This window comes from Thermus sp. LT1-2-5 (assembly GCF_040363165.1).
Classification (GTDB): domain Bacteria; phylum Deinococcota; class Deinococci; order Deinococcales; family Thermaceae; genus Thermus.
In genome coordinates this window covers 58,868-80,133 of the sequence record NZ_BSRG01000007.1, presented here as the reverse complement: position 1 = coordinate 80,133, position 21,266 = coordinate 58,868, and the positions used below count along the sequence as shown (strand labels likewise).

At 64.7% G+C, this 21,266-nt stretch carries 21 protein-coding genes and 1 pseudogene; 13 read left to right on the top strand and 9 right to left on the bottom strand.

The genetic code is table 11. The features are described from left to right. Positions 1-112: 112 nt before the first annotated feature. From ABXG85_RS08415 to xylF, 9 genes and pseudogenes are all read right to left on the bottom strand, one after another. Positions 113-400 (bottom strand): annotated as a pseudogene (locus tag ABXG85_RS08415) (SDR family NAD(P)-dependent oxidoreductase); the annotation flags it as partial. Further along, positions 393-1,433, bottom strand: a complete 1,041-nt coding sequence (locus ABXG85_RS08410) for a Gfo/Idh/MocA family protein (protein WP_353513272.1) — start codon at positions 1,431-1,433, stop codon at positions 393-395. The pseudogene ABXG85_RS08415 and the gene ABXG85_RS08410, both read right to left, overlap by 8 nt. Continuing rightward, positions 1,427-2,392, bottom strand: coding sequence for a M24 family metallopeptidase (locus ABXG85_RS08405; RefSeq protein WP_486401645.1), 966 nt, complete (start codon positions 2,390-2,392; stop codon positions 1,427-1,429). The genes ABXG85_RS08410 and ABXG85_RS08405 overlap by 7 nt, the downstream gene beginning before the upstream one ends. A gap of 36 nt (positions 2,393-2,428) precedes the next feature. Beyond that, a complete protein-coding gene (gene xylB, locus ABXG85_RS08400) occupies positions 2,429-3,895 on the bottom strand; it encodes a xylulokinase (RefSeq protein WP_353513270.1) in 1,467 nt (488 codons plus the stop codon). Next, complete coding sequence (xylA, locus tag ABXG85_RS08395) at positions 3,892-5,055, bottom strand: xylose isomerase (protein ID WP_353513269.1); 1,164 nt, start codon at positions 5,053-5,055, stop codon at positions 3,892-3,894. Before xylA ends, xylB begins: the two co-directional genes overlap by 4 nt. Beyond that, positions 5,056-6,177: an ROK family transcriptional regulator gene (locus ABXG85_RS08390; protein ID WP_353513268.1), complete on the bottom strand. Its 1,122-nt coding sequence runs from the start codon at positions 6,175-6,177 to the stop codon at positions 5,056-5,058. Positions 6,178-6,193: 16 nt separating this feature from the next. Continuing rightward, positions 6,194-6,955, bottom strand: coding sequence for an ATP-binding cassette domain-containing protein (locus tag ABXG85_RS08385; protein WP_353513267.1), 762 nt, complete (start codon positions 6,953-6,955; stop codon positions 6,194-6,196). Further along, complete coding sequence (locus ABXG85_RS08380) at positions 6,952-8,055, bottom strand: sugar ABC transporter permease (protein WP_353513274.1); 1,104 nt, start codon at positions 8,053-8,055, stop codon at positions 6,952-6,954. The genes ABXG85_RS08385 and ABXG85_RS08380 overlap by 4 nt, the downstream gene beginning before the upstream one ends. A 162-nt stretch (positions 8,056-8,217) precedes the next feature. Beyond that, positions 8,218-9,264 (bottom strand): D-xylose ABC transporter substrate-binding protein, encoded by a 1,047-nt coding sequence (gene xylF / locus ABXG85_RS08375; RefSeq protein WP_353513266.1) that lies wholly within the window; start codon positions 9,262-9,264, stop codon positions 8,218-8,220. A 441-nt stretch (positions 9,265-9,705) separates the two neighbouring features. On the opposite strand from xylF, the gene ABXG85_RS08370 reads away from it, so the two are divergent. The 13 genes from ABXG85_RS08370 to ABXG85_RS08310 all read left to right on the top strand — a co-directional run bounded on the left by ABXG85_RS08370 (position 9,706) and on the right by ABXG85_RS08310 (position 21,254). Next, a complete protein-coding gene (locus ABXG85_RS08370; RefSeq protein ID WP_353513265.1) occupies positions 9,706-9,882 on the top strand; it encodes a hypothetical protein in 177 nt (58 codons plus the stop codon). Positions 9,883-10,154: 272 nt separating this feature from the next. Further along, complete coding sequence (locus ABXG85_RS08365) at positions 10,155-10,721, top strand: sigma-70 family RNA polymerase sigma factor (RefSeq protein WP_353513264.1); 567 nt, start codon at positions 10,155-10,157, stop codon at positions 10,719-10,721. Further along, positions 10,711-11,334 carry an anti-sigma factor gene (locus ABXG85_RS08360; RefSeq protein WP_353513263.1) on the top strand — a complete coding sequence of 208 codons (624 nt, stop codon included), beginning with the start codon at positions 10,711-10,713 and terminating at the stop codon, positions 11,332-11,334. The genes ABXG85_RS08365 and ABXG85_RS08360 overlap by 11 nt, the downstream gene beginning before the upstream one ends. 22 nt (positions 11,335-11,356) lie before the next feature. Next, the gene (locus ABXG85_RS08355; RefSeq protein ID WP_353513262.1) at positions 11,357-11,845 is read left to right on the top strand and encodes a carboxymuconolactone decarboxylase family protein; all 489 of its coding nucleotides are present in this window, start codon (positions 11,357-11,359) and stop codon (positions 11,843-11,845) included. Between the two features lie 41 nt (positions 11,846-11,886). Beyond that, positions 11,887-12,642: a GGDEF domain-containing protein gene (locus tag ABXG85_RS08350; RefSeq protein WP_353513261.1), complete on the top strand. Its 756-nt coding sequence runs from the start codon at positions 11,887-11,889 to the stop codon at positions 12,640-12,642. Positions 12,643-12,675: 33 nt separating this feature from the next. Further along, positions 12,676-13,293 (top strand): ferritin-like domain-containing protein, encoded by a 618-nt coding sequence (locus ABXG85_RS08345; RefSeq protein WP_353513260.1) that lies wholly within the window; start codon positions 12,676-12,678, stop codon positions 13,291-13,293. 265 nt (positions 13,294-13,558) lie between these two features. Next, a complete protein-coding gene (locus tag ABXG85_RS08340; protein ID WP_353513259.1) occupies positions 13,559-14,365 on the top strand; it encodes a carbohydrate ABC transporter permease in 807 nt (268 codons plus the stop codon). Beyond that, a complete protein-coding gene (locus ABXG85_RS08335) occupies positions 14,355-15,218 on the top strand; it encodes a carbohydrate ABC transporter permease (protein ID WP_353513258.1) in 864 nt (287 codons plus the stop codon). Before ABXG85_RS08340 ends, ABXG85_RS08335 begins: the two co-directional genes overlap by 11 nt. A gap of 7 nt (positions 15,219-15,225) precedes the next feature. Next, entirely contained in the window at positions 15,226-16,509 is a 1,284-nt protein-coding gene (locus ABXG85_RS08330) for an ABC transporter substrate-binding protein (protein WP_353513257.1), read from the top strand. Between the two features lie 106 nt (positions 16,510-16,615). After that, the gene (locus ABXG85_RS08325) at positions 16,616-17,863 is read left to right on the top strand and encodes an esterase-like activity of phytase family protein (protein WP_353513256.1); all 1,248 of its coding nucleotides are present in this window, start codon (positions 16,616-16,618) and stop codon (positions 17,861-17,863) included. Positions 17,864-17,917: 54 nt separating this feature from the next. Next, positions 17,918-18,856, top strand: a complete 939-nt coding sequence (locus tag ABXG85_RS08320) for an ABC transporter substrate-binding protein (protein WP_353513255.1) — start codon at positions 17,918-17,920, stop codon at positions 18,854-18,856. Continuing rightward, on the top strand, positions 18,853-20,310 hold the full coding sequence (locus tag ABXG85_RS08315) for an ABC transporter permease family protein (protein WP_353513254.1): 1,458 nt from the start codon (positions 18,853-18,855) through the stop codon (positions 20,308-20,310). The genes ABXG85_RS08320 and ABXG85_RS08315 overlap by 4 nt, the downstream gene beginning before the upstream one ends. Next, positions 20,304-21,254, top strand: a complete 951-nt coding sequence (locus tag ABXG85_RS08310; RefSeq protein ID WP_353513253.1) for an ABC transporter ATP-binding protein — start codon at positions 20,304-20,306, stop codon at positions 21,252-21,254. Before ABXG85_RS08315 ends, ABXG85_RS08310 begins: the two co-directional genes overlap by 7 nt. Positions 21,255-21,266 lie beyond the last annotated feature (12 nt).

Here is a 21,266-nt window from a genome sequence, read left to right as displayed (position 1 = left end):
CTGGTGGAGCTGGGGGGCAGGTGGTTCGTCCTCAACCTGGCTCCCCATCACGAGACCGCGGCGCGCCTCCTGGGGGCCGGGCGATATTACCTGCTGGAGTGAAGGGGGTGCGGAATGTGGGCTTACCCACCCCGGCGTTGTTCACCACGATGTCCACCGTGCCGAAAGCGTTGAGGGTCTGCTGGCGCAGTGCCTCAACGGCTTCCTCCCTCCGCAAGTCCCCCGCCACCGCCAAGGCTTGCGCACCCAGGGTTTCCGCCTCTTTTCGCACCGCCTCGAGGCGCCCCCGATCTCGGGCAGCCAGGACTACCTTGGCACCCCGTTGTGCCAAGGCCAAGGCAATGGCCCGCCCTATGCCTCTGCTAGCCCCCGTGATCACCGCCACTTTACCCTCAAACATAAACTACCTCCCTTTCGCATCCCCCTCGAGCGCTGTCCAGAACTGCCTGGATGACCGCCTGGGCCACCACCCCGTCGCGCAGGGAAGGGGTAGCCGTTGATCCCTGGGACACAGCCTGCAAAAAGCGGCGGACTAGCTCTCGAAAGTGAAAAAGCCCCCAAGGCTCCTCAGGGTTTCTCCCCCGAAGCAGGGAAGGCTCAAGGGGAAGAGGCGCCCATGCTCCGGGCCTGGGGGCCCAGAAGAGTTGCGCTTCATCTGCCCTTCCCGCTAGAGAAGGTACCACCCGCAAGGCGCCCTTTTCCCCTTCCAGTTCCAGATAAAGGCGTTGCGGCCGCACCGGGTGAACCCGCGAAAGCTCCAAGACGCCCAACGCACCCCCCGCTTGGGCCAAAATCCCGGCCAAATCCGGGTTCTCCCTCCCCGGAAATACGGTCGCCACCTGGGCCCGGACCCTCTCTATAGGGGCACCCAAAAGCCAGGCCGCGAGATCAAAAAGATGTGCCCCCAGATCCCCCACCACCCCCGCAGGACCCCCACCTGCCAACGTCGCCCGCCAAGGAAGGGGTGCCTGGGGATCGGCCAAGTAATCCGCCCAAAAGGCGCCCCGAAAGGCAACAATGTTCCCCAACTGCTCGCGGTAGGCGAGGGCGCTCTCCGCTGCCCAATCCGCCCGGGCAGTAAGGGCGGTCATGGCCACCACTCCCTGGGCCTGGACCGCATGCAAAAGCGTCTCGGCCTCCTCTAAGTTCACCGCCACTGGCTTTTCCAAGAACAGGTGCTTGCCTTGCCGCACCGCCTCGAGGGCCAGGGGGACGTGAGTGGCGTCCGGAGTGGCGATAGCCACGGCGTCCACATCCTGCAAGAAGACTCCATAGTCTTCATAGACCTTGGCCCCATATGCCTCCGCCAAGGACTGAGCCCGAAGGCTTCCGGGAGCGTAAACGCCCTGGATCCTGGCCCCGGCCCCGTGAAACGCAGGGGCGTGTACTTCCCGGGACCACCATCCGGCACCCACCAAACCAACCCTTACCATCCGCCCCTCCAAAGGTCGGGCCTCGCCCTTTCTGCCACCCACACCTGGGGCCAACGGGAATCCTCGGTAAGGTTGACAAGCCCTTCTCCGGTGAGGAGGAACGTATCCTCCACCTTGGCCCCAGGCAGGCTAGGGTTCCAAGCAAGAGCCATCCCTTCCTCCAAAACCAAAGGATGGTTAGGAACCGCGATGGCCTCCCGGGAACGGTACCCCCCCACTCCCCCCTGGTGGTGCTCCTCCCAAGCCGAAGGAAAACCCACCCGCGCATACGCAGCTTGCAAAGCGGCGAAAACCTCCCCCAACCTAACCCCGGGTCTAGAAGAGGCCAACGCCACCGCCTCCACCTCCAAGACCTTCCTGTAACGAGCCTCCACCTCGGCATCCCCCAGGTTCGCCATCCGCGTTAGGTTGGCCACCAACCCGCCCCGCTCGGCGCACACCACCGCCATGAAACTCCGCCCCAAGGGTCGGTCCTTGGGTAAGGGGTGGCGGTGCCGAAAGAGCCGCTCTTCCCCCGCCACCAACAGGAGCTGGGGACGGATCCCCAATCCCCACAGGGCCTCCGCCAAGCTTCCCGCTAGCTCCTCTTCCTTCCATGTGGGCTTAGCGGCCCGCACCACCTCGCCAACAGCCTCCGCCGCCTCCCGCCCCAGGCGGCGAAATGCCTCCTGCGCCTCCTGGCTAAGGACAAGCCGCAGGGGTGTGAGATCGTGCTCGTAATCGTTAGGGCTTTCCGGTGGGGGAAAGGCGTACCATGGGTGTACCTTCACGGGAAGCCCAGGGACCTCCTCCTCCACCATGCGCGGGTGTTCTATTCGAGTGGTGTGCAGGACAAGCTTTTCCCCCACCTCCAGATAGGCCACCCCCTCCCCCCACCCTAGGGTGTTGCTGCCCCCCGTAAGCCAAGAAAAGTTCTCGGGGCGAGCCACAAAAAAGCGGGAAAACCCCTGCGTTTCCATCCAGGAGCGCAACCTCTGCCAATGCTCGTGTAGCACCTATACCCTCCGGTAACGTTCCAGAAGCGCGGCCACCCAAGCCTCGTATTCCGGGAGAAGCTGACGGACTCCCGTGATCGCCGGGGGCGCCGCCACCTCCGTAAGCCGCGTGGCCCTAAGGGCGGCCTCGAGGTCTTGGTAAACCCCCCCTCCCACCATGGCCAAAATGGCAGCCCCCCGCGCTGCTCCCTCTTCCCCCGCCACCCGGTAAAGGGGAACCTGTAAGACCCCGCCCAAGAGGCCAAGCCAAAGATCCGAAGCCGAACCGCCTCCTGTGACCAAAAACATTTCCACTTGGGCCAAAGAGCGCATGGCCTCGTAAACGACTCCCAGGCTTAAAGCCACCCCCTCCAAGACAGCCCGTACCAGGTGGCCACGTTCATGAGCCAGGGAAAGGCCCAGAAAAGCTCCCCGAAGCCTAGGCTCCAGATAGGGGCTCCGCTCCCCGGCCAAAAACGGGAGAAAGTAAAGCCCTAAAGCCCCTAGGGGCGCTTGTTCCGCCTCTTTCAGAAGAGTCTCTAAGGAAACCTCCGGGAAGAGCCCGCGCAACCACTCCAAGCTCCCCGCGGCGCTCAGGGTCACTCCCAGGAGGTGGTAGGCGCCATCGGCATGGCAGAACAGATGGATCCGGCCCTCGGGATCGGCCACGGGTTCCTCGAGGGGAAGGAAGATCACCCCGCTGGTACCCAAGGAAAGGCTCCCAACCCCCCGGCGGTGCCGAGAAACGCCCAGACCGATAGCGGCAGCGGCGTTATCTCCCGCCCCCGCCACCACCGGGGTACCGGCTTTTAACCCCACCGCCGAAGCCCACTCTGGGCGCAGACCACCCACCACGCGGTGGCTTTCCCCTAGCTCCGGGAAAAGGGCGGAGGACAAACCCAGGGCACCGAGGAGGTCTTCGTCCCAGACCTTTTCCCGGATGGCCATGGCTCCCACCCCAGAGGCGTCGGAGTACTCCGTGGCCAGTTTCCCGGTCAGAAGGAAGCCCAGGTAATCCTTAGGCAGCAGCACCTTGTAAACCTGGCGGAAAAGGTCGGGATGTTGGTGCCGCAACCAAAGGATCTTTGGAAGCTGGAACCCGGTGATGGCTGGATTACCCGTGCGCCGGATGAGCTCGGGGCGCGGAATAACCTCCTCTATCCTTTTGGCCTCCTCAGCGGTGCGTTGATCGTTCCACAGAGGGGCAGGGAGCAGGGGCTGGCCCGCACGGTCCAGGAAAACAGCCCCGTGCATCTGGCCCGAGAGTCCAATGGCCACCACCTCCACCTGGGGGAGCTGGGAGGTGAGGGCCTGGAGAACCTCCCGCAAAGCCCTGGCCCAGTCATGGGGGTCCTGCTCGGTCCACCCGGGTCTTGGGACGTGCAGTGGGTAAGGAGCCCGGGCCTCAGCGAGCTTCTGGCCCCTGGGGTCCAAAGCCACCCCTTTGAGGCCGCTCGTGCCCAGGTCCAACCCCAGAACCACTTTCATCCGCGAACCCCCAAGAGGTACTCCACCGCCAGCTGGTCCAACCGCTCCAAAGCGTACCCGCGTCGCCTTAAGGCTTCTAAGGGAAGATCCGCGCGCTTCAGGGCCTCGGCTTTGTCCCGGCTGTAGGGGCCAAGGAAGGCCAAGGCCCTCTCGTCCTTCCGGTAATACTCCGCAAGCAGCGCTTGGACCTCGGGATCCTGGCGGAAGGCGCGGGCCTTCTCCTTCAGGATGAGGTACGTGCGCATGCATCCCTTGGCAAAAGCCCAAACCCCCTCCTCGTCCTCCGTCCTCAGGGCGTGGGCGTCAAAATGCCGTGGCCCTTGGTAGCCGGATTGCTCCAAAAGATCCACCAAGAAGAACGCGGCCTTTAGGTTCTCCGCTCCAAAGCGCAGATCCTGGTCAAACCGACTCATGCGCTGGTCGTTGAGGTCGATGTGGAAAAGTTTGCCGGCCTCGAGAACCTGGGCCACGGCGTGGACGAAGTTGAGCCCCGCCATGGTTTCGTGAGCGAACTCTGGGTTGAGGCCAAAGCGTTCGGGACGGTCCAGGGTGTAGATGAAGGCCAACATGCTGCCCACGGTAGCGAAGTAGATATCGCCCCTGGGCTCGTTCGGTTTAGGCTCCAGGGCAAAGCGGTACCCGTAGCCCTGGTCCTCGGCGTAGGCGGCCATGTAGTTGAGGGCTTCCCGCACCCACGCCCAGACGTGGCGGCTCTTGCCCGTGGCCTCCACCTCTGCCCCTTCCCTACCCGGCCACACCACGTAGATCTCCGCCCCCAGCTCCGCCCCCAGGTCCATGGTTTCCAGGCTTTTGCGCAGGGCGTAGGCCCTAACCCAGGGGTCTGGGCTTGTCAAAGCGCCATCTTTGAAAGCGGGATCAGAAAAGAGGTTAGCCGTCACCATGGGCACCCGCAAGCCGGTTTCCTCGAGGGCCTTCTTAAAGCGACGCACGATCTCGTCGCGTTCCCGAGGCGGTGTACCCCTGGGGATCAGATCCTCGTCATGAAGGTTCACCCCGTATACGCCTAGTTCTGCCAATTTATGGACCACATATACCGGGTCCAACCTCTCCCGAACCGCATCCCCAAAAGGATCACGGCCTACGTTGCCCACTGTCCAGAGGCCAAAGGTAAACTTGTGTTCCGGCTTCGGTTCGTACACTTACACCACCTCCGCAAAAGCCATCTGCTCTATGAAGTGGGTAGCCGCCAAGGCGCCTGCTCCCAAAAGGGCGGCTTCCCGGCCGAAGGGGGAAAGCACCACCTGATCTGGGCTGTGAACCCGCAGGGCGTAGCGAGGAAGCCTAAGCCGCACTTCCAGAAGGAGCGCCTCCCCCGTCGCCTCCGCCAAGGGTCCTCCCAAAACAACAAGGGCTGGGTCTAGCGTGCTCAACACGATGGCACAAAGGTGGGCGAGCTTTTCCGCCATCTCGGACAAGAGCGCCTCCGAGGGACTGGCCTTCCACCTGCGAAAGCTCAAATATACCTCGGCGCACCCCTGTTTGCCACAACCACAGGCAGGGCCTTCGGGGTTCAGGGGAATGTGGCCCACCTCCCCGGCGTGGAAGCGGGCCCCATGGTAGACCTTACGGTCCACCACCACCCCACCCCCCACGCCCACGCCTAGGTTGAGGTACACGCAGTGGTCCACCTCCCATCCCCCCAAGGCGTAAAGGCCGTAGGCGGCCGCATTCGCTTCGTTCTCCACCACCAGGGGGACCTCGGGGAGCCCCAGGTCCACCATGGTTTCTCGAACCATCTCCCCTAGGGCCATGTCCTGCCAGCCCAGGTTGGGCGCCAGGGTCAAGTGCCCCTCTTCGGGCTCCACAAGGCCCGGCACCGTGACGCCCACGCCCAGTACCCGCTTCTCGGAAATCAGGGGTCTCGTCGCTTCTGCTAAGAGGCTAATGGCCTCATCCGGGTCCTTCGGCGCCGGAGGAAGAAGGGTCTTGGCCCGCACCGCGCCCCCCAGACTCATAAGGGCTACCGCCATGCGGTCCACATCTATTTCCCAGGCCAACACCACGTTCGTTTCCCCCTCCACCTCGAGGGCGATGGAGGGCCGGCCCTGGCCCTGGGGAGGAAGGGGCCGCTCCAAGATGAGCCCCTCTTCCAGAAGCTCGGTCACAGCCTCGGTAACAGCAGAAGGGGAAAGCTCTAACTGCTTTGCCAGATCACTCCGAGAGAGGCCGGGCTCTTTGCGTAACAAGTCCAGGATCCTTGCCTTGTGCCAGCGGCGAAGTAGCCGCGTTCCACCTTTAGGGACCTCGTATGCATTGGGCATACTGTTTCGCATTTTGTCAAACCCCGGCCGACCTCCTAAGCTCTCCCGCCAAAATCATCCCTAATACCTCTTCCTGCGAGCTCTCCTGCGCCCGTACAGTTCCCACCACTCTTCCTCCCTTCATCACCGTGATCCGGTCACTAAGGTCAAAGACATCGTGGAGATCGTGGCTGATTAGGATAATGCCCAATCCCTCGTCCCGAAGGGTGCGGATAAGCCCTTTCACCCGAGCCGTTTCCCCAGGACCCAAAGCGGCTGTGGGTTCGTCCATGATAAGCACCCGAGCCCGGAAGAGCAGAGCCCGGGCGATGGCCACCGCTTGACGCTGCCCGCCTGATAGCCGGTGCACGGGAACCCTAAGGGAAGGAAGCCTAGCCCCTACCCGCTCCACAACCTTGCGGGCCTCGGATTCCATGGCTTCCTCATCCAGAGAAAGGCGACGAACCTGCTCCCGACCCAAGAAGACGTTGGCCACCGCATCCAAGTTGTCTGCCAAGGCCAGGTTCTGGTGTATGGTTTCGATTCCAAAGCGCTGAGCATCCCGAGGTGAAGCAAAACGCACTTCTTCCAATCCCTGGCCTACCCGTAGGAGAAGCCTACCCCCCTGTGGGGCGTAGACCCCGGAGAGGACCCGGATAAAGGTGGTCTTCCCCGCCCCGTTATGCCCCACCAAGCTATGGACCTCGCCCTCGTAAAGATCAAAGGAAACTTGGTCCAAAGCTTGCAGCCCACCGAAACGCAAGGAAATGTTTTCTGCACGGAGCAAAGGCAAGCTCATGCCCGCCTCCGGTGAAAGCGAGCGTTCCACACGGCTGCAGCTACCAGAACCACGCCCAAGATCAGGTTTTGCCACTCCGTGGGAACGCCCATTAAGACCAATCCGTTTTGCAGGCTAGACATAATCAGTGCCCCCAAAGCAGCTCCAAGGATGGTACCACTGCCCCCAGCTAGCGAGGTACCCCCCACCACCGCTGCCGCGATGACGTAGAGTTCCAAAAGGGTTCCCATGCCCGTGGGAACAAACGCAAGCCGCGCAGCTTGTACCGCCCCAGCCAGTGCGGCCAGAAAGCCCATCAAGCCGAACACCAAAACCTGGACACGGCGCACGGGAATCCCCGCCAAGAGGGCGGCTTCAGGGTTGCCGCCAATGGCGTAGACATATCGCCCAAAACGAGTACGCTGGGACAGCCAATGAAGGAAAACCAGAACCCCAAGGGCGAGGAGCACCGGCACAGGAATTCCCCGGCCTTTGCCCGTAACGGGGTGGGGGAAACTGTTCATCACCCAGAGGAAACCTGCGTAGACCGCCACCAGGAAAATGCTCACAACACCATCCACCCAGAGAGGACGGACAGCGAGGCCATGGCGTTGCCTAAGCCACCGTCCCCGCCACACTACCCAGAGGGTATAAGCCAAGGCGGAGAGGGTTACGATGCCGGACCAAAAAGGCCCAAGGGAACCTTGAAGCCCCCCGCCCAAGATGAGGAACCCGTCTTGGAGGGGGCCTATGGTCCTACCCTCGGCGATTAGGTAAGCGAGGTTGCGGAAAACGAGTAGCCCGGCCATGGTTACAATGAACGAAGGTGCCCCAAGATAAGCAATTAGGTAGCCTTGCAGAAGACCAGCCCCGGTCCCCAATGCCAGGCCCACCATAAGCGCCAGGGGCCAAGGCCACGCTTGCCCGATAGGGGGTACTGCCTGCAAAAGGGCCATGGTCATACCGGTAAATCCCAAAAGCGACCCCACGCTAAGGTCAATCTGCCGAGCCACAATGACCAAGACCATGCCTCCCACTAGGATGGCCACCACCGCAGTTTGCACGGAAAGGTTCCAGAGATTTTGGGGGCTCAGAAACTTCCCGGGTTGGCCTAAGGTCATCAGGTGGAAGGCACCCCAGAGGATTCCCAGCACAAGGAGGAGGAAAAGGTTCTGGGAGTAGATATCCATCTCTGGACGGGAACCTCTCGCTGAAGAACGCATCATCTCCATGACGTTTCTCCAAAAGGGCCCAGGGGATATTTCCCCTGGGCCCCACGTGGGCTAGCGACAAGCCGCGGGAGCCTGAGGCCCGCTCACCCCTTGACAGAGGGCTTCCTTGGTAATCCAACCAGCCTCGAGGACAATATGGAGATTGTCGCGGGTAATGGGGATAGGTCGGAGCAGCACTGCATTCACAACGGTTCCTCGAGGGTCTCCAGGCACCCGGAACCTCTGCACACCCTGTATCTGCTCAGGACGGGTCCCACGGGCCAAGAGAACGGCAATTTCAGCAGCCCGACGCCCGAGCTCTCGGGCATCCTTCCAAACGCTCACCGTTTGCAATCCCCGGGCTACCCGGTTCAATGCGGGCCAATCACCATCCTGACCAGAAACCGGAACCCTTCCCGCCAACCCCACGGAGGCCAACGCAGCAATAACACCCCCCGCGGTGCCGTCGTTGGAGGCAACCACCGCATCCACCTGGTTACGGTTAGCTGCCAGGATTTGCTCCATGTTGCGTTGGGCCACTTCTGGACGCCAACCTTCCGTGTACTGCTTGCCCACCACGCGAATCTCTCCTCTACTGATAGCAGGTTGCAGAACTTCCAGCTGTCCTTGGTGCAGAAGGTCGGCGTTGGGGTCTGTAGGCGAGCCTAGGATGAAGACATAATTCCCCCTGGGCCGCACTTGGTACACTGCCCGGGCTTGTTGCCTGCCCACTTCAACATTGTCAAAAGAGATATAGAAGGCGTAAGGATCCGCAATGAGACGGTCGTACGCCACCACCGGAATCCCAGCTGCACGAGCCTTCTGAACCGCAGGGAGAATAGCGTCTTTATCCCAAGCCAAGATGATGAGAGCGTTCACTCCCCGGGAAATAAGGCTGTCCACATCGTTAAGTTGCTTCTCCGCCGAGCTCTGCGCATCGGTGCTCACGTATTGAGCACCCATACGAGCCAGCTGCTCTTTAATCGCAGCCTCATCCCGACGCCAACGCTCTTCCTGGAAATTAGCCCAGCTTACTCCGACCACTAGGGGACGTTGTTGTGCCCAAGAACCCGTTGCCAATACTAGAAGAGCCAAAACACCAAGCCACCGCTTCCACATACGGCACCTCCCACTGAGCCGGGAGACAAACAAGCTTGAAGATTGGGAAGCCTTTCTTTTTTTCCCGACTCAAACTAATCATAGCGTGGGGTGTACGCCTTGTCAAGAAGGTACGGGCTTGCCTAGTAAATCGCCTTGTCCCCCGGCGAAGGAGAGAGAAGGGAAAGAAGAAGCCCGGTCACGGGCAGAGCCCGTATCTTGAAGCCATCGCCCCCGAGCTGCAAGCGCACACGCACCCTCGCTCTCCTCGTCTTTCCTTCGCCCAATACCCATCCTCCAGCCCCATCCTCACCCCTTCCAACACCCGGACTTGGCTGCTATACCCCCTTTGGAGTAGACATCGCCCCATGAGGCATTGGCCCAAGTCCCCGACCCTCGAGGCAAAAACCGGCAGTACCCCTCGTGGGGCCTCTTGACCCTCGTCCTCCTGGCTTCCCTTGGTTGCGTGGACCCCTTCGCGGCGCGGCTGGCTTCGCCCACACCAGCCCTCGCCTCCTTCCCCACCTGGGCCTTTCCAAACCCCCGGGACTCTACACCACCCTCCTCCACGGCCTGGACCCGCAGGCCCAGCACAAGGCCCTCCCCTCCCTTTTCCCCGAAGCGGAGGCCCTGGGGTAGCTTTTGGCTTCTTTGCGATGCGGGTTACCCACCCCTGGAAGGGGCCGAGGCCATCCGGGGAAGGGCCAGACTACCTCTTGTTCCTGAAGGGGAAGCCAAGAGCGCTTTTGAGGCGGGCGGTGGAGGATAGAGAACCCTCCCTTATTGGCCTTCTCCTTCCATCCCCTCTCCGCCCTCAGGTTCCTGGGGCTGTATGGGGAATAACGGTCAAGTCTGGTTGCGATGGAGGGAAACCGGGAAAGGGCCTAACCCGTAGGGTAAAGTAGAGGAGAATGGGCCGGGAAAAAGCCACCGACCCCCTTTCGGATGAAGCCCTTCTCCTCCTGGTGGCCAGAGGGGATGAGGAAGCCTTCCGAACCCTCTTCCAACGGTATGCGGGAAGCTTCTTGGCCCTAGCCCGTAGGATGGGCTTGGACACCGCCGCGGCGGAGGATGTGGTGCAAGAGGCCATGCTCAGGGTTTGGGACAAAGCCAAGGAGTTTGACCCTAGACGAGGAAGCGGCCGGGCTTTTCTCCTCACCCTAGGACACCATGCAGCGGTGGATGCGATACGCCGCCTAAGGGCGCGGCCCAAACCCTTGGAGCCGGATCCCGAAGAGGAGGAGGCTTTTGACCTACCGGGCGCCGCCCTGGACGAGGAGACGCACCTGAACCGAAGCCTCCTGGAGCGGGCGTTGCGGGGCCTGACCCCCGAAGAGCGGAAGGTGATTGAGGTGCTCTACTACCAAGGCTACACCCACCAGGAAGCGGCACAGCTTTTAGGACTCCCCTTGGGTACGCTCAAAACCTGGGCTAGAAGGGCCCTTTTGAAGTTAAGGGAGGTACTGCGTGAGCCCTGAGGAAGTTCGGGAGCTTCTGCCCCTTTACGCCTTGGGCGCCCTTTCCCCGGAAGAACGAAAACGGGTGGAAAAGGCGCTCGAGCGCTACCCCGAGCTTTGGCCTGAGGCCAAGGCCCTCCTGGAAGCGGCTTCGGAGCTTTCTTCGGGCCTTCCCCCGGAGCCTGTGCCCCCAGGCTTAGAAGCCCGGGTCCTCCGCCGCCTTCGGGCACGGCGCCCAATCCTTCCCCTTTTGACCCGGGTGGCGGCGGTCCTGGTCTACCTCGTTCTGGGCTACGGGGCCTACTTCGGCCTCTTCTGGACCCTGAGCCTAGGGGCGCCCACCACCCGGGTTTTTGCCTTGGTGAACCCGGAAGGGCAGGGCGTAGGGCACGTGGTGGTCCGCCAGGACGGGCGGGCCTTAGTGGTCCTTCAGAAGGGGGCCCCACCAGGGCGGGTTTACCAAGCGTGGGGTCTGGGAAACAGGGATCCTATGCCCCTTTCCACCTTCCGACTTCCCCTAAAAGTCCTGAAGCTCCCACCCGAGGCTCAGGCTTTGGCCGTTTCCCTGGAGCCTCCCGGAGGAAGCCTCAGCCCCACCCAGATCCTGGGCTTGCCTCGGCCTCAGGTCCCTTAGCATGAGAAAAGAGGTGAGCGCCGTGGACCCGTTGGAGCGCGAAATCGCCACCGAGCTAGGCTTTGGCTTTGTGCCCAACATCTTCGCCGAGGCCCGTGAGGTTCCTGAGGTGCAAACGGCGCTGTGGAAGGCGTTCCGCCACGTGGTTCTCCAGGGCCACCTTCCCCGGACCGTCAAGGAGATGATGGGGGTGGTGATCTCCCAAAGGGTGGGTTCCCCCTATGCGGCCCAAGTGCACCTGCACGCCCTCATGGTCCAAGGGGTGGAGGGGGCGATCCTCGAGGCCCTAGGACGCGGGGAAGTCCCCGAAGGCTTACCGCCCAAAGTGGCAGCCCTGCTTCGCTTTGCCCACGAGGCCGCCCTCCAGCCGCAAAGCCCGGCCCTTCTCTCGCCGCTACGGGCGGCGGGCCTTTCCGAGGCGGAGGTAAAGGAGGCCGTGGCCACTTTGGGCCTCTTCCGCATGGTAAACGCATGGACGGACCTTCTGGAGGTTCCCGTGGACCGGGTCTGAGTCGGGAAGCCCTGCTCCTCCGCCTCATTCTGTTACACGAGGTGACCTCGGGCTTCGCCGAGCTCTCCTGGGAGGATCTCCTAGGGAAGGCGGCAGAGGGGGTTCCTTGGGTTTTCCCGGGGGCCCATCTGCGCCTGCTCCCCCTGGAGGAGGCCCGGGGGCTCCCGGATCGGGGCCTGGTGCGGGCGCAAGGAGCGAAGGGCTACGGGGGATACTTTCCCGGGCCCCCGCGCCCTGTCTACCTGTTACTGGAACATCCTGGGATAGAAGCGCCAGAGGAACTCCGCCTAGCCGCTCTCTTCCTGGACCACCTCCTCTCCGCCTTGAGGGGGGCGGGCTTTCGGGAGGAGCTCCTCCGCCAAGCCCGCACGGATTGGCTCACAGGGTTGGCCAATCGCCGGGCCTTTAGCCGCCAGTTGGAAAGCGGCCTTCCACCGGGGCACGCTCTGATCCTCATGGACCTAGATGGGCTTAAAGAGGTCAACGACCGAGAGGGGCACCTGGCCGGAGACGCCCTTCTAAAGCGGGTAGCCAAGACCTTGGGAGAAGTGGCCCAAGCTTGTGGGGGAAAGGCTTTCCGCCTGGGCGGGGACGAGTTTGCCCTAATCCTCCCCCGCGAGCTCCTAGAAGGCGCCCTGCGGGATCTGGAAAGCCTCCCCTTGAGCGTGGGGGTGGCCCTGGCCGAAGAGGCCCAAGGAGAAGCCCTCTACGCCCTAGCGGACGAGCGGATGTACGGAGCCAAGGCGCGCCGCAAAGGGCAAATCCATCCCCCCTCCTCCTCCCGTAAGGAAGGGTAGGAGGCCGACAACGGGCCTCCGGAAGGAGGGAGTATGGAAAGGAACTTGGCGCGTCGGCAGTTCATGAAGGTTCTCACGGCCACGGGTCTTTCCTTGGGGGTGGCCCAAAGCCTGGTGAGCCGGGCTTTGGCCCAAAAGGGCCCCTCGGACCTGGACATCCTTCAACTGGCCCTCACCGCGGAGTACCTTGCGGCGGACGCCTACACCCGGAGCCTCTTTGGCGGCTTCCAGGGCCTCGTCAAGGATTACCTGGAGGCGGCCTTGACCCAAGAGGAGGCCCATGTGAAGGCGCTAAGGGAAACCATCCAAGCCCTGGGGTCGCGGCCCGTGGAGAAGCCCAACTTTAGCTATCCTATAGAGTTTGGCCCCCGAAACCAGCTCGGCATCCTCCGGCTCCTCAACGCCTTGGAGGACGCCTTTGTGGGAGCTTACCTCGGCGCTTTACCCCTCATCGGGAACAAGGACATCCTAAAGGCCGCGGGGGCGATCTTAGGCAATGAGGCGGCCCACCGGGCCACGGTGCGGGCTTCCCGCATCCTCCTGGGAGACCAAGAGCTCCCGGGCCCCCGGTCCCCCGCGGACCGGGCCTTCGAGGTGGCCGTGACCCCCGAGGAGGCCCAGAAGGCGGTTTCGGGCTTTATCCGGAAGTGAGTTTGGCAGCAACCCCCCCGGGGTTTCGCCCCCCGGGGGTTGCGTCCTGGCAAACAGGTGGGGGCTAAATCCAAGGCCCGCCCACCCAAACGCCACAGCCTCGTGGCTACCGGGAAGAGCCAGCCCGTACCCGCCGCTCCACCAATCTTCCCTTAAATCCCGAGGCAAGGAAGCCGACACCCCCGCCGAACCCCGCAGGGAGCCAGGGGGCTTCGGAACGCTTCCTGACCCTTCCCTGACACGGGCCAGTTAGCGTTTCCCCGGGATGAAACCCTGGCCCTACCTCCTCCTCGCCCCTACCCTCTTCTTCCTAGCCGCCTTCACCTACTTCCCTTTCGTCCTGGCCGCCTGGGAGGGGCTTCCCTCCCTAGGTAAGCTCCTTAGCCCGGAAAACTTAAACGCCCTTCGGATCACCCTTCTGTACACCCTCCTCACCGTGCCCCTTTCCGTGATCCTGGGGCTTCTGACGGCCCTGGCGGTGGAGGGAAACGGCCGCCTCCGCCTCCTAGCCCGGCTCCTCATCTTCCACCCCGTGATCCTCCCCACGGTGGCCTTCGCCGCCGTCTTCCTTTACCTTCTAAACCCCCTTGGCCCCCTAAGGGGCGTTCTCCAGGCTTCCGGCCTGCAAAACCCCTTAGGGGAGCCCCTGACCGCCTTCATAAGCGTGGTCCTGGTGGGCGTCCTGAAGGACGCCGGGCTTTACATGCTCTACTATCTAGCGGGGCTCCAAGCTCTGCCCAAAGAGCTCCTCGAGGCGGCCCGGGTGGACGGGGCAGGACGCTTCACCGCCTTCCTCCGGGTCACCCTACCCCTCCTCTCCCCCACCACCTTCTTCGTGGGCGTGATGGCCACCCTGGGCGCCCTGCGCAACGTGGACCACATCTTTATCCTCACCAAGGGTGGTCCCATGGGGGCCACGGACCACCTCCTCTACCACATCTACACCCTGGGCTTTGAGTACTTCGACTTCTCCCAGGCGGGAGCCTTAACCCTGGTGCTCCTCACCGCCCTTACCCTCCTAGCCCTCACCGCCCTCCCCCGCCTGGAACGGGGGGTGCACTATGACGGCTAGGGCCTTTCCCAAGGCGGGGGCGGCCTGGATCCGCCGGGTGGGCCGCCGCTCCTGGGAAAGGCTAAGCCAGCTCCCCGCCCTCCTCCTGGCCCTCCCTTACCTCCTCATCGCCGGCTACACCCTCCTCGCCGCCTTTACCCCCACCGCAGACCTCAACCGCGGGGAGATAGGCCGCTTCACCTTAGAAAACTTCCGCATGGCCTGGGCGGCCGCGGACTTCCCCCGGCTCTACCTGAACACCCTGGCCTTCACCCTAGGACTCCTTTTGGTCCAGCTCTTCACCGTGACCACCGCCGGCTTCGCCCTGGCCCAGCTCAAAGCCCGGGGGAAGAACGGCCTCTTTTACCTGGTCTTGGTCCAGCTCTTCCTGCCGCCCTCCGCCTTGATCCTGCCCAACTTCCTCCTCATCCAGCGCCTAGACCTGGCGGATACCCTGACCGCCCTGGCCCTCCCCTACGTGGCCTCGGCCACGGGGGCCTTCCTCCTGCGGCAGGGGTTTCTCCAAATTCCTAGAGAACTCCTCGAGGCCGCCTACGTGGACGGGGCCACCCCCTGGCAGGTGCTCTGGCGGGTCCTCCTACCCCTGGTGCGGCCCCAGCTCGCCGCCTTTTCCCTGGTGAGCCTCGTCTACCACTGGAACGAGTTCCTCTGGCCCCTGGTGGTGATCCAAAGCCCCGAGAAGCGGGTGCTCTCCTTGGGCTTCGCCAGCTTCGCCCGGTCGGCGGAAAGCGGCATGGAGTGGGGCCTCATCGCCGCTGGGGCCGTGCTGGTGGCCTTACCCATGGTGGTGGGCTTCCTCCTTTTCCAAAGGAGCTTCGTGGAAGCCTTCGCCCGAAGCGGGCTGAAGGGATAGGGAGGTGATGAAGGTGCGGAAACTGGCAGGTGTGTTGGCAGTTCTAGGCCTAGCGTGGGCGCAGTCGGTGACGATCACCTTCTACTACCCCGTGGGCGTGGCCGGGCCCCTGGCGCGCTTCATTGAGGGCTACGTCCGAGAATTTGAGCAACGCAACCCGGGCATCAAGGTGAACACCGTCTTCGGGGGCAACTACGAGGAGAACCAGGCCAAGGTGGTGGCGGCCATCCGGGCGGGCAACCCCCCCGACACCGCCATCCTCCTTTCCCAGCAGCTCTACACCCTCCTGGCCATGGACGCCATCGAGCCCTTTGACCCCTACATCGCCAAGGACCCCGAGCTCAAGCGGGCCGTGGCGGACTTCTTCCCCGCCTTCATGATGAACTCCACCCTGGACGGAAAGGTCTACAGCCTTCCCTTCCAACGCTCCACGCCCATCCTGTACTACAACAAGGAAGCCTTCCGGGAGGCGGGGCTGGACCCGGAAAAGCCCCCCGCCACCTGGGATGAGCTGGTGGAGTACGCCAAGAAGCTCACCAAGCGGGATGCCCAAGGCCGGGTGATCCGCTATGGGGTGGCAATCCCCACGGAGGACCGGTCCACGTGGCTCCTCGAGGCCCTGACCATCCAAGCGGGGGGCCTCCTCTACGACCCTGCGGGCCAGGGCTGCAAGGTCTTGGTGGACACCGAGCCGGTACGCAAGGGCATGCAGTTCAAGGCGGACCTCGCCCGCAAGCACGGGGTGAGCCCCGCTGGCCTGGTGGCCTGGGGCACCACCCCTGGGGACTTCGCCGCTGGCAAGGTGGCCATGATCTACCACTCCACCGGCTCCCTGGGCTTCATCCGGACCAACGCCCGCTTCCCCTTCGGTACCGCCTTCCTGCCCAAGCTGGTGCGCTACGGCACGCCCACGGGAGGGGCCAACTTCTACCTGTTCAAGGGCTCCGATCCGGCCAAGAAGGAGGCCACCCTGCGCTTCGTCAAGTTCATGACCAGCGCCGAGCTTCAGGCGCAGTGGTCCTTGGACTCGGGGTACGTGGCGGCCCGGCGCTCCAGCTGGAACCTCCCCATCATGCAGAAATACCTGCAAGAGTGGCCCCAGGCCAAGACCGCCCGGGAGCAGCTGGCCTACGCCCGGGCTGAGCTTCCCGTCTACAACCTCCAGCAGGTGAAGGACATCATCGCCGAGGCGGAGCAGGCGGTGGTCCTGGGGCGGAAGGACGTGCGCGAGGCCACGCGGGAAGCGCAGCGGCGGGTGGAGGAGGCGCTTAAGCCCTTCTGCAACAGGTAAGCCGCAATCCAATCCCACCGGGGCGGGCCTCAGGGCCCGCCCCTTTATCCTTCGCAAGCCCCCAGCGTGACAACCCCATGACCCAAGGAGGGTAGCCTCCCTTCGTATGCGGAAGTTGCTCGCACCCCAGATCCTCCTTGCCGGGTTGGCCCTGGCCCAAGGAACCAGCGTCACGGGGGTCTACACCCTCCCCCCCACCCCCATCCAGGTCCTTAACCCCCATCTTTCCCAGGAGGAAGTGGAGGCGGCCTCGAGGAAGGGCTGGCCCGTTTCGGATCGCCCCGGCCTAGGCTCCGGCCTTTTCTACCTGGGCGGCGGGCGGTTCGTGGGCGTCACCGATCGGGGGCCCAACGGGGACTGCCCGGGGGGCAAGTTCTTCCCCCTCCCCCGCTTCAGCCCCACCGTGGTCTTCTTCCGCCTGGAGGGCCAGGAGATCCGGCTTGAGCGCGCCCTTCCCCTGCGCAACCCAAGGGGTGCGCCCCTATCCGGCCTGCCCAACCTCCCCGGGGAGGACGTGCCCTTCGTGGACTCCCGTTGCCAGGTCCGCCTGCCCCTCGACCCAGATGGGGTGGATGTGGAAGACGTGGCGGTGACGCCCTCGGGGGGCTTTTGGATGGTGGAGGAAAACTCCCCCTCCCTCCTCTACGCCGTTCCCTCGGGCCGGGTGCTGGTCCGCTACACCCCACGGGGAGTCCGGCCCGCGGCGAGCTACGCCGTCCAGGACATCTTGCCGTCCATCCTGCGCCAGCGCCGGGCCAACCGGGGCCTGGAAAACCTGGCCCTCTCCCAGGACGGCACCACCGCCTGGCTGATCCTACAAAGCCCCATTGGCCCCACCGCCGACCCCGCCTTTGACCGGAGCCTGGTGGCCCGGGCGGTGCGGCTGGACGTGTCGGAGCCCCTGCGGGCCAAGGTCACAGGGCTCTACCTGGTCCCCTTCTCCGACCCCAAGGAGTACCCCAAGCCCAACCGCCCCCGGGACCTGAAGTACAGCGCCGCCGCCTTCGTCCGGGACCAGACCATCCTCCTCCTGGAACGGGGGGAAGGGGGCGCTCGGGTCTACCTGGTGGACTTTGCCCAGGCCACCAACCTCCTGGAGCGGCCCGACGGGGAAAGCCCAGAGCTGGACAAGGCAGGGGTGGACTACGCCGCCTTGGGCATAAGGCTTCCCGAGCGGCGGCTACTTCTGGAAACGTGGCGCCTCAAGGAGTTCGACACCGACAAACTGGAGGGGCTTGCCCTCCTGGAGGACGGGCAAACCCTGGCCATCGCGGACGACAACGACTTCGCCATCACCGGGCGGGAGGGTCCCTCCCGGCTTTGGTTGGTGCGTCTGGGGGAGCGGCTCCGCTAGGGAAGCCCCGTCGCCATGACGCTTACCTGACACATCCCCGTTAGCCTCCGGGGCATGAGAGCCTTCCTCGCCTCCCTGGTCCTGGGCGCCGCGGCCCTGGCCCAGGGAACCCTTACCCTTTACACCTCCGAGGTCCTGGCGGACGTGAACGCCCTGGTGGAGGCCTTCCAGGCGCAACGCCCCGGGGTGCGGGTCCAGGTCTTCCGTTCGGGCACGGGGGAGGTGGTGGCCAAGATCCGGGCGGAGCTGGAGGCCGGGAACCCCCAGGCCGACCTGCTCTGGTTCGCCAACGAGGAATTTCTCAAGGAATTGGCCCAAAAGGGGCTCCTCCGCCGCATTCCCCCCACGGTCCCCGGTTACCCCGTCCAATACGCCCAGGGCGGGGGGCTCTACTACGAGGTGCGCCTCCTCTACAACGTCCTGGCGGTGAACACGCAAAGGGTCAAGACGCCCCCCACCTCCTGGCGCGATCTGCTCAAACCCGAGTACCGGGGCCTCCTGGCCATGCCGGACCCCAACTTTTCCGGGGCCGCCTTGGCCACGGTGGGAACCCTGGCGGCCCGCTTCGGGTTCGGCTTTCTGGAAAGCCTGGAGCGCCAGGGGATGCGCATCGAGCAGTCCAACCCCGTCCTCCAGCAGAAGCTAGCCCGGGGGGAGTACGGGATCGCCATCACCACCGATTTCGGCGTGCGGCAGGAAGTGGCCAAGGGAGCGCCCCTGGCCGTGGTCTATCCCCGGGACGGGGCCATCCTGGTCCCCACCCCCGTGGCCCTACCCTCCTGGAGCCGCAACCCCGAACTGGCGGGGCAGTTCCTGCGCTTCCTCCTCTCCCCCGAGGCCCAACGCCTCTTCGCCGAAAGGGGCTACTATCCCGTCATGCCGCAAAGCCCTAAACCCAAGGGGGCCCCGGAAAAGGTGGTGGGCGTCCGGGCCACCTTCGCCGATTCCAAGACCCTGGAGAGGTTTAACGCCCTCTTCGGGCTGAGAAGATGACCCTCCCCCGACCCCTCTTCTCCTGGACGCTCCCGGCCCTAGCGTTCCTCCCCACCCTGCCCCTCCTGGCCCTCCTCCCCCGGGGCCTCCCCCACCTCCTTCCCCCCCGGGACCTGGACGTGGTGCTCCTCACCGGAACGCTGGCCTTGGGAGGAAGCCTCCTGGCCTTAGGGCTGGGCCTTGTCCTCGCCTATCTCGCCCTGCGGGGTGGGGTGGGGCCCCTTTGGGAAATCCCGCTCCTGCTGAACTACCTCGTGCCCCCTTTCGTCACCGGGATGGGCGTGTTGTTCTCCCTACAGACGTTAGGCCTCGAGGCCTATGGGGCGCCGGGGATCCTCCTGGCCTGGACCCTTCACTACACCCCCCTGGCCTATCTTCTCCTGAAGCCTCAGGTGGAGGGCGCCCTCCCCCTGCTCCAGGCGGCCAGGGTCCACGGGGTCCAGGGGCTACGGCGGCTCCGCGCCTTTTTGCCCCCCCTCCTCCCCCCGCTGCTGGTGGCCGGAGGCACCCTCTACCTGGCCCTCCTGGGGAACTTCGGCGTGCCAGCGGTCCTAGGCCTTCCCGAGCGGGTCTACACCCTCCCCACCCTGGCCTACGCCCGGCTCACGAACCCCCTGGCGCAAGACCCCTTGGGCGAGGCGGCCGCCCTGGGGCTTTGGCTGGGGCTCCTGGCCCTGCCAGCCCTCCTCCTCTCCCGGCCGGCCCTCCTCGAGGCCCAGGCAGCCCTCCCGGATAGGCCCCACCCAGTGTCCCGCCTCCTCTTCGCCCTCTACGCCCTAGCGTCCTTGGGGCTTTCCCTTCTTGGGCTCCTGCGGGAGGCCCTGTTTAACCCCTACACGGGCGCGTTGGACCCCGCCTTCGCCCAGGCTTTCGCCCAGCCCCTTTTCCGCCAGGGCCTTCTCCACTCCCTCCTTCTCGCCCTCCTCGCCACCGGTCTCCTCCTCGGCCTCGCCCTCCTCCTCAAACCCTTTCCCCGGACCCTCAAGGCCTTGCGGGGGGCCCTGGACCTCAACTACCTCATGCCCGGCACCCTCCTAGGGATCGGGCTCATCCTCCTCCTCGCCCCCACCCCCCTTTACGGCACCCCCTGGCTTCTCCTCCTGGCCTACTTGCTCAACTTCGCCGCCCTCGCCCTGAGGTCCCTAGAGGCGGGGGCGCGGGTGGAGGGGGCGGTCCTCGCCGGGAGGGTGCACGGGCTTCCCTTCTGGCGCAGCTGGCTCCGGCTCGGGTACCCCCTCCTCCTGCCTTCCCTCTTCGCTGGCGGCTTCCTCCTCTTTCCCCTGGCCTTCGCCGAGGTCACCCTCTCCGCCCTCCTCTACGCCCCGGGGGCGGAAACGGTGGGGGTGGCGGCCCTCTCCGCCCTTAACGGGGGGCTCTACCGGGAGGCGGCCGCCTTAGGCCTGGTCCTCGCCGGCGTGGCCGCCCTGGGGCTTTTGGGGAGGCCGAGATGGTGAGGCTTCAGGCCCTTACCAAGCGCTTTCCCGGGGGAGGGGGGGTTGAGGGGGTGGAGCTGGAGGTGGCCCAAGGGGAGATCTTTGTCCTCCTAGGGGCCTCGGGAAGCGGCAAGAGCACCCTCCTCAACCTGGTGGCGGGGCTCCTCGCCCCGGACCGGGGCCAAGTCTTCCTGGAGGGAAAGGACGTCACCCGGGTGCCCCCCGAGGGCCGGGGCGTGGCCTACGTCTTCCAGGACCTGGGGCTCTGGCCTCACCTCACCGCCCTGGACCACCTCCTCCTGGCGATGCCGAGGCCTGACCGCAAGGAAGCCCTGGCCCTCCTGGAGCGGGTAGGGCTTGGGGACCACGCGGGCAAGAGGCCCCACCAGCTTTCGGGTGGGCAGCGGCAACGGGTGGCCCTAGCCCGGGCCTTGGCCCGAAGGCCCAAGGTTCTCCTCTTGGACGAACCCTACAGCGCCCTGGACCCCGTGCTGCGGGAGGGGTTGCGCCTCGAGGTGCGCGCCCTCCTCAAGGAGGCGGGGATCACGGCCCTCCACGTGACCCACGACCCCGAGGAGGCCATGCTCCTGGCCGACCGGGTGGGGGTGATGAGCGGGGGGAGGCTTCTGCAGGTGGGAAGGCCCGAGGAGGTGTACGCCCGCCCCAACTCCCTGGAGAGCTTCCTCGCCTTCGGCCGGGCCAACCTCCTCCCCGTGGGGGACGAGGTCCTCGCCTTCCGCCAGGAGTGGGTGAAGCGGGGGGGAGAGCTTGTGGGCACGGTCCTGGAACGCCGAAGCCTGCGGGGCGAGGCGCTCTGCCGGGTGCGCCTCCCCATGGGAGAGGCTTGGGTGCGGCTGGAGGAGAGGCCGGGGGAGGTGGTGAGGCTTAGGGTAGAGCCCCTCCTCCGCTTCCCCCGCCCCAAAGACCGTCATACCCCCGCGGGAGCGGCCCTAGGCTCAGGGTAGGCGAGGAGGCGA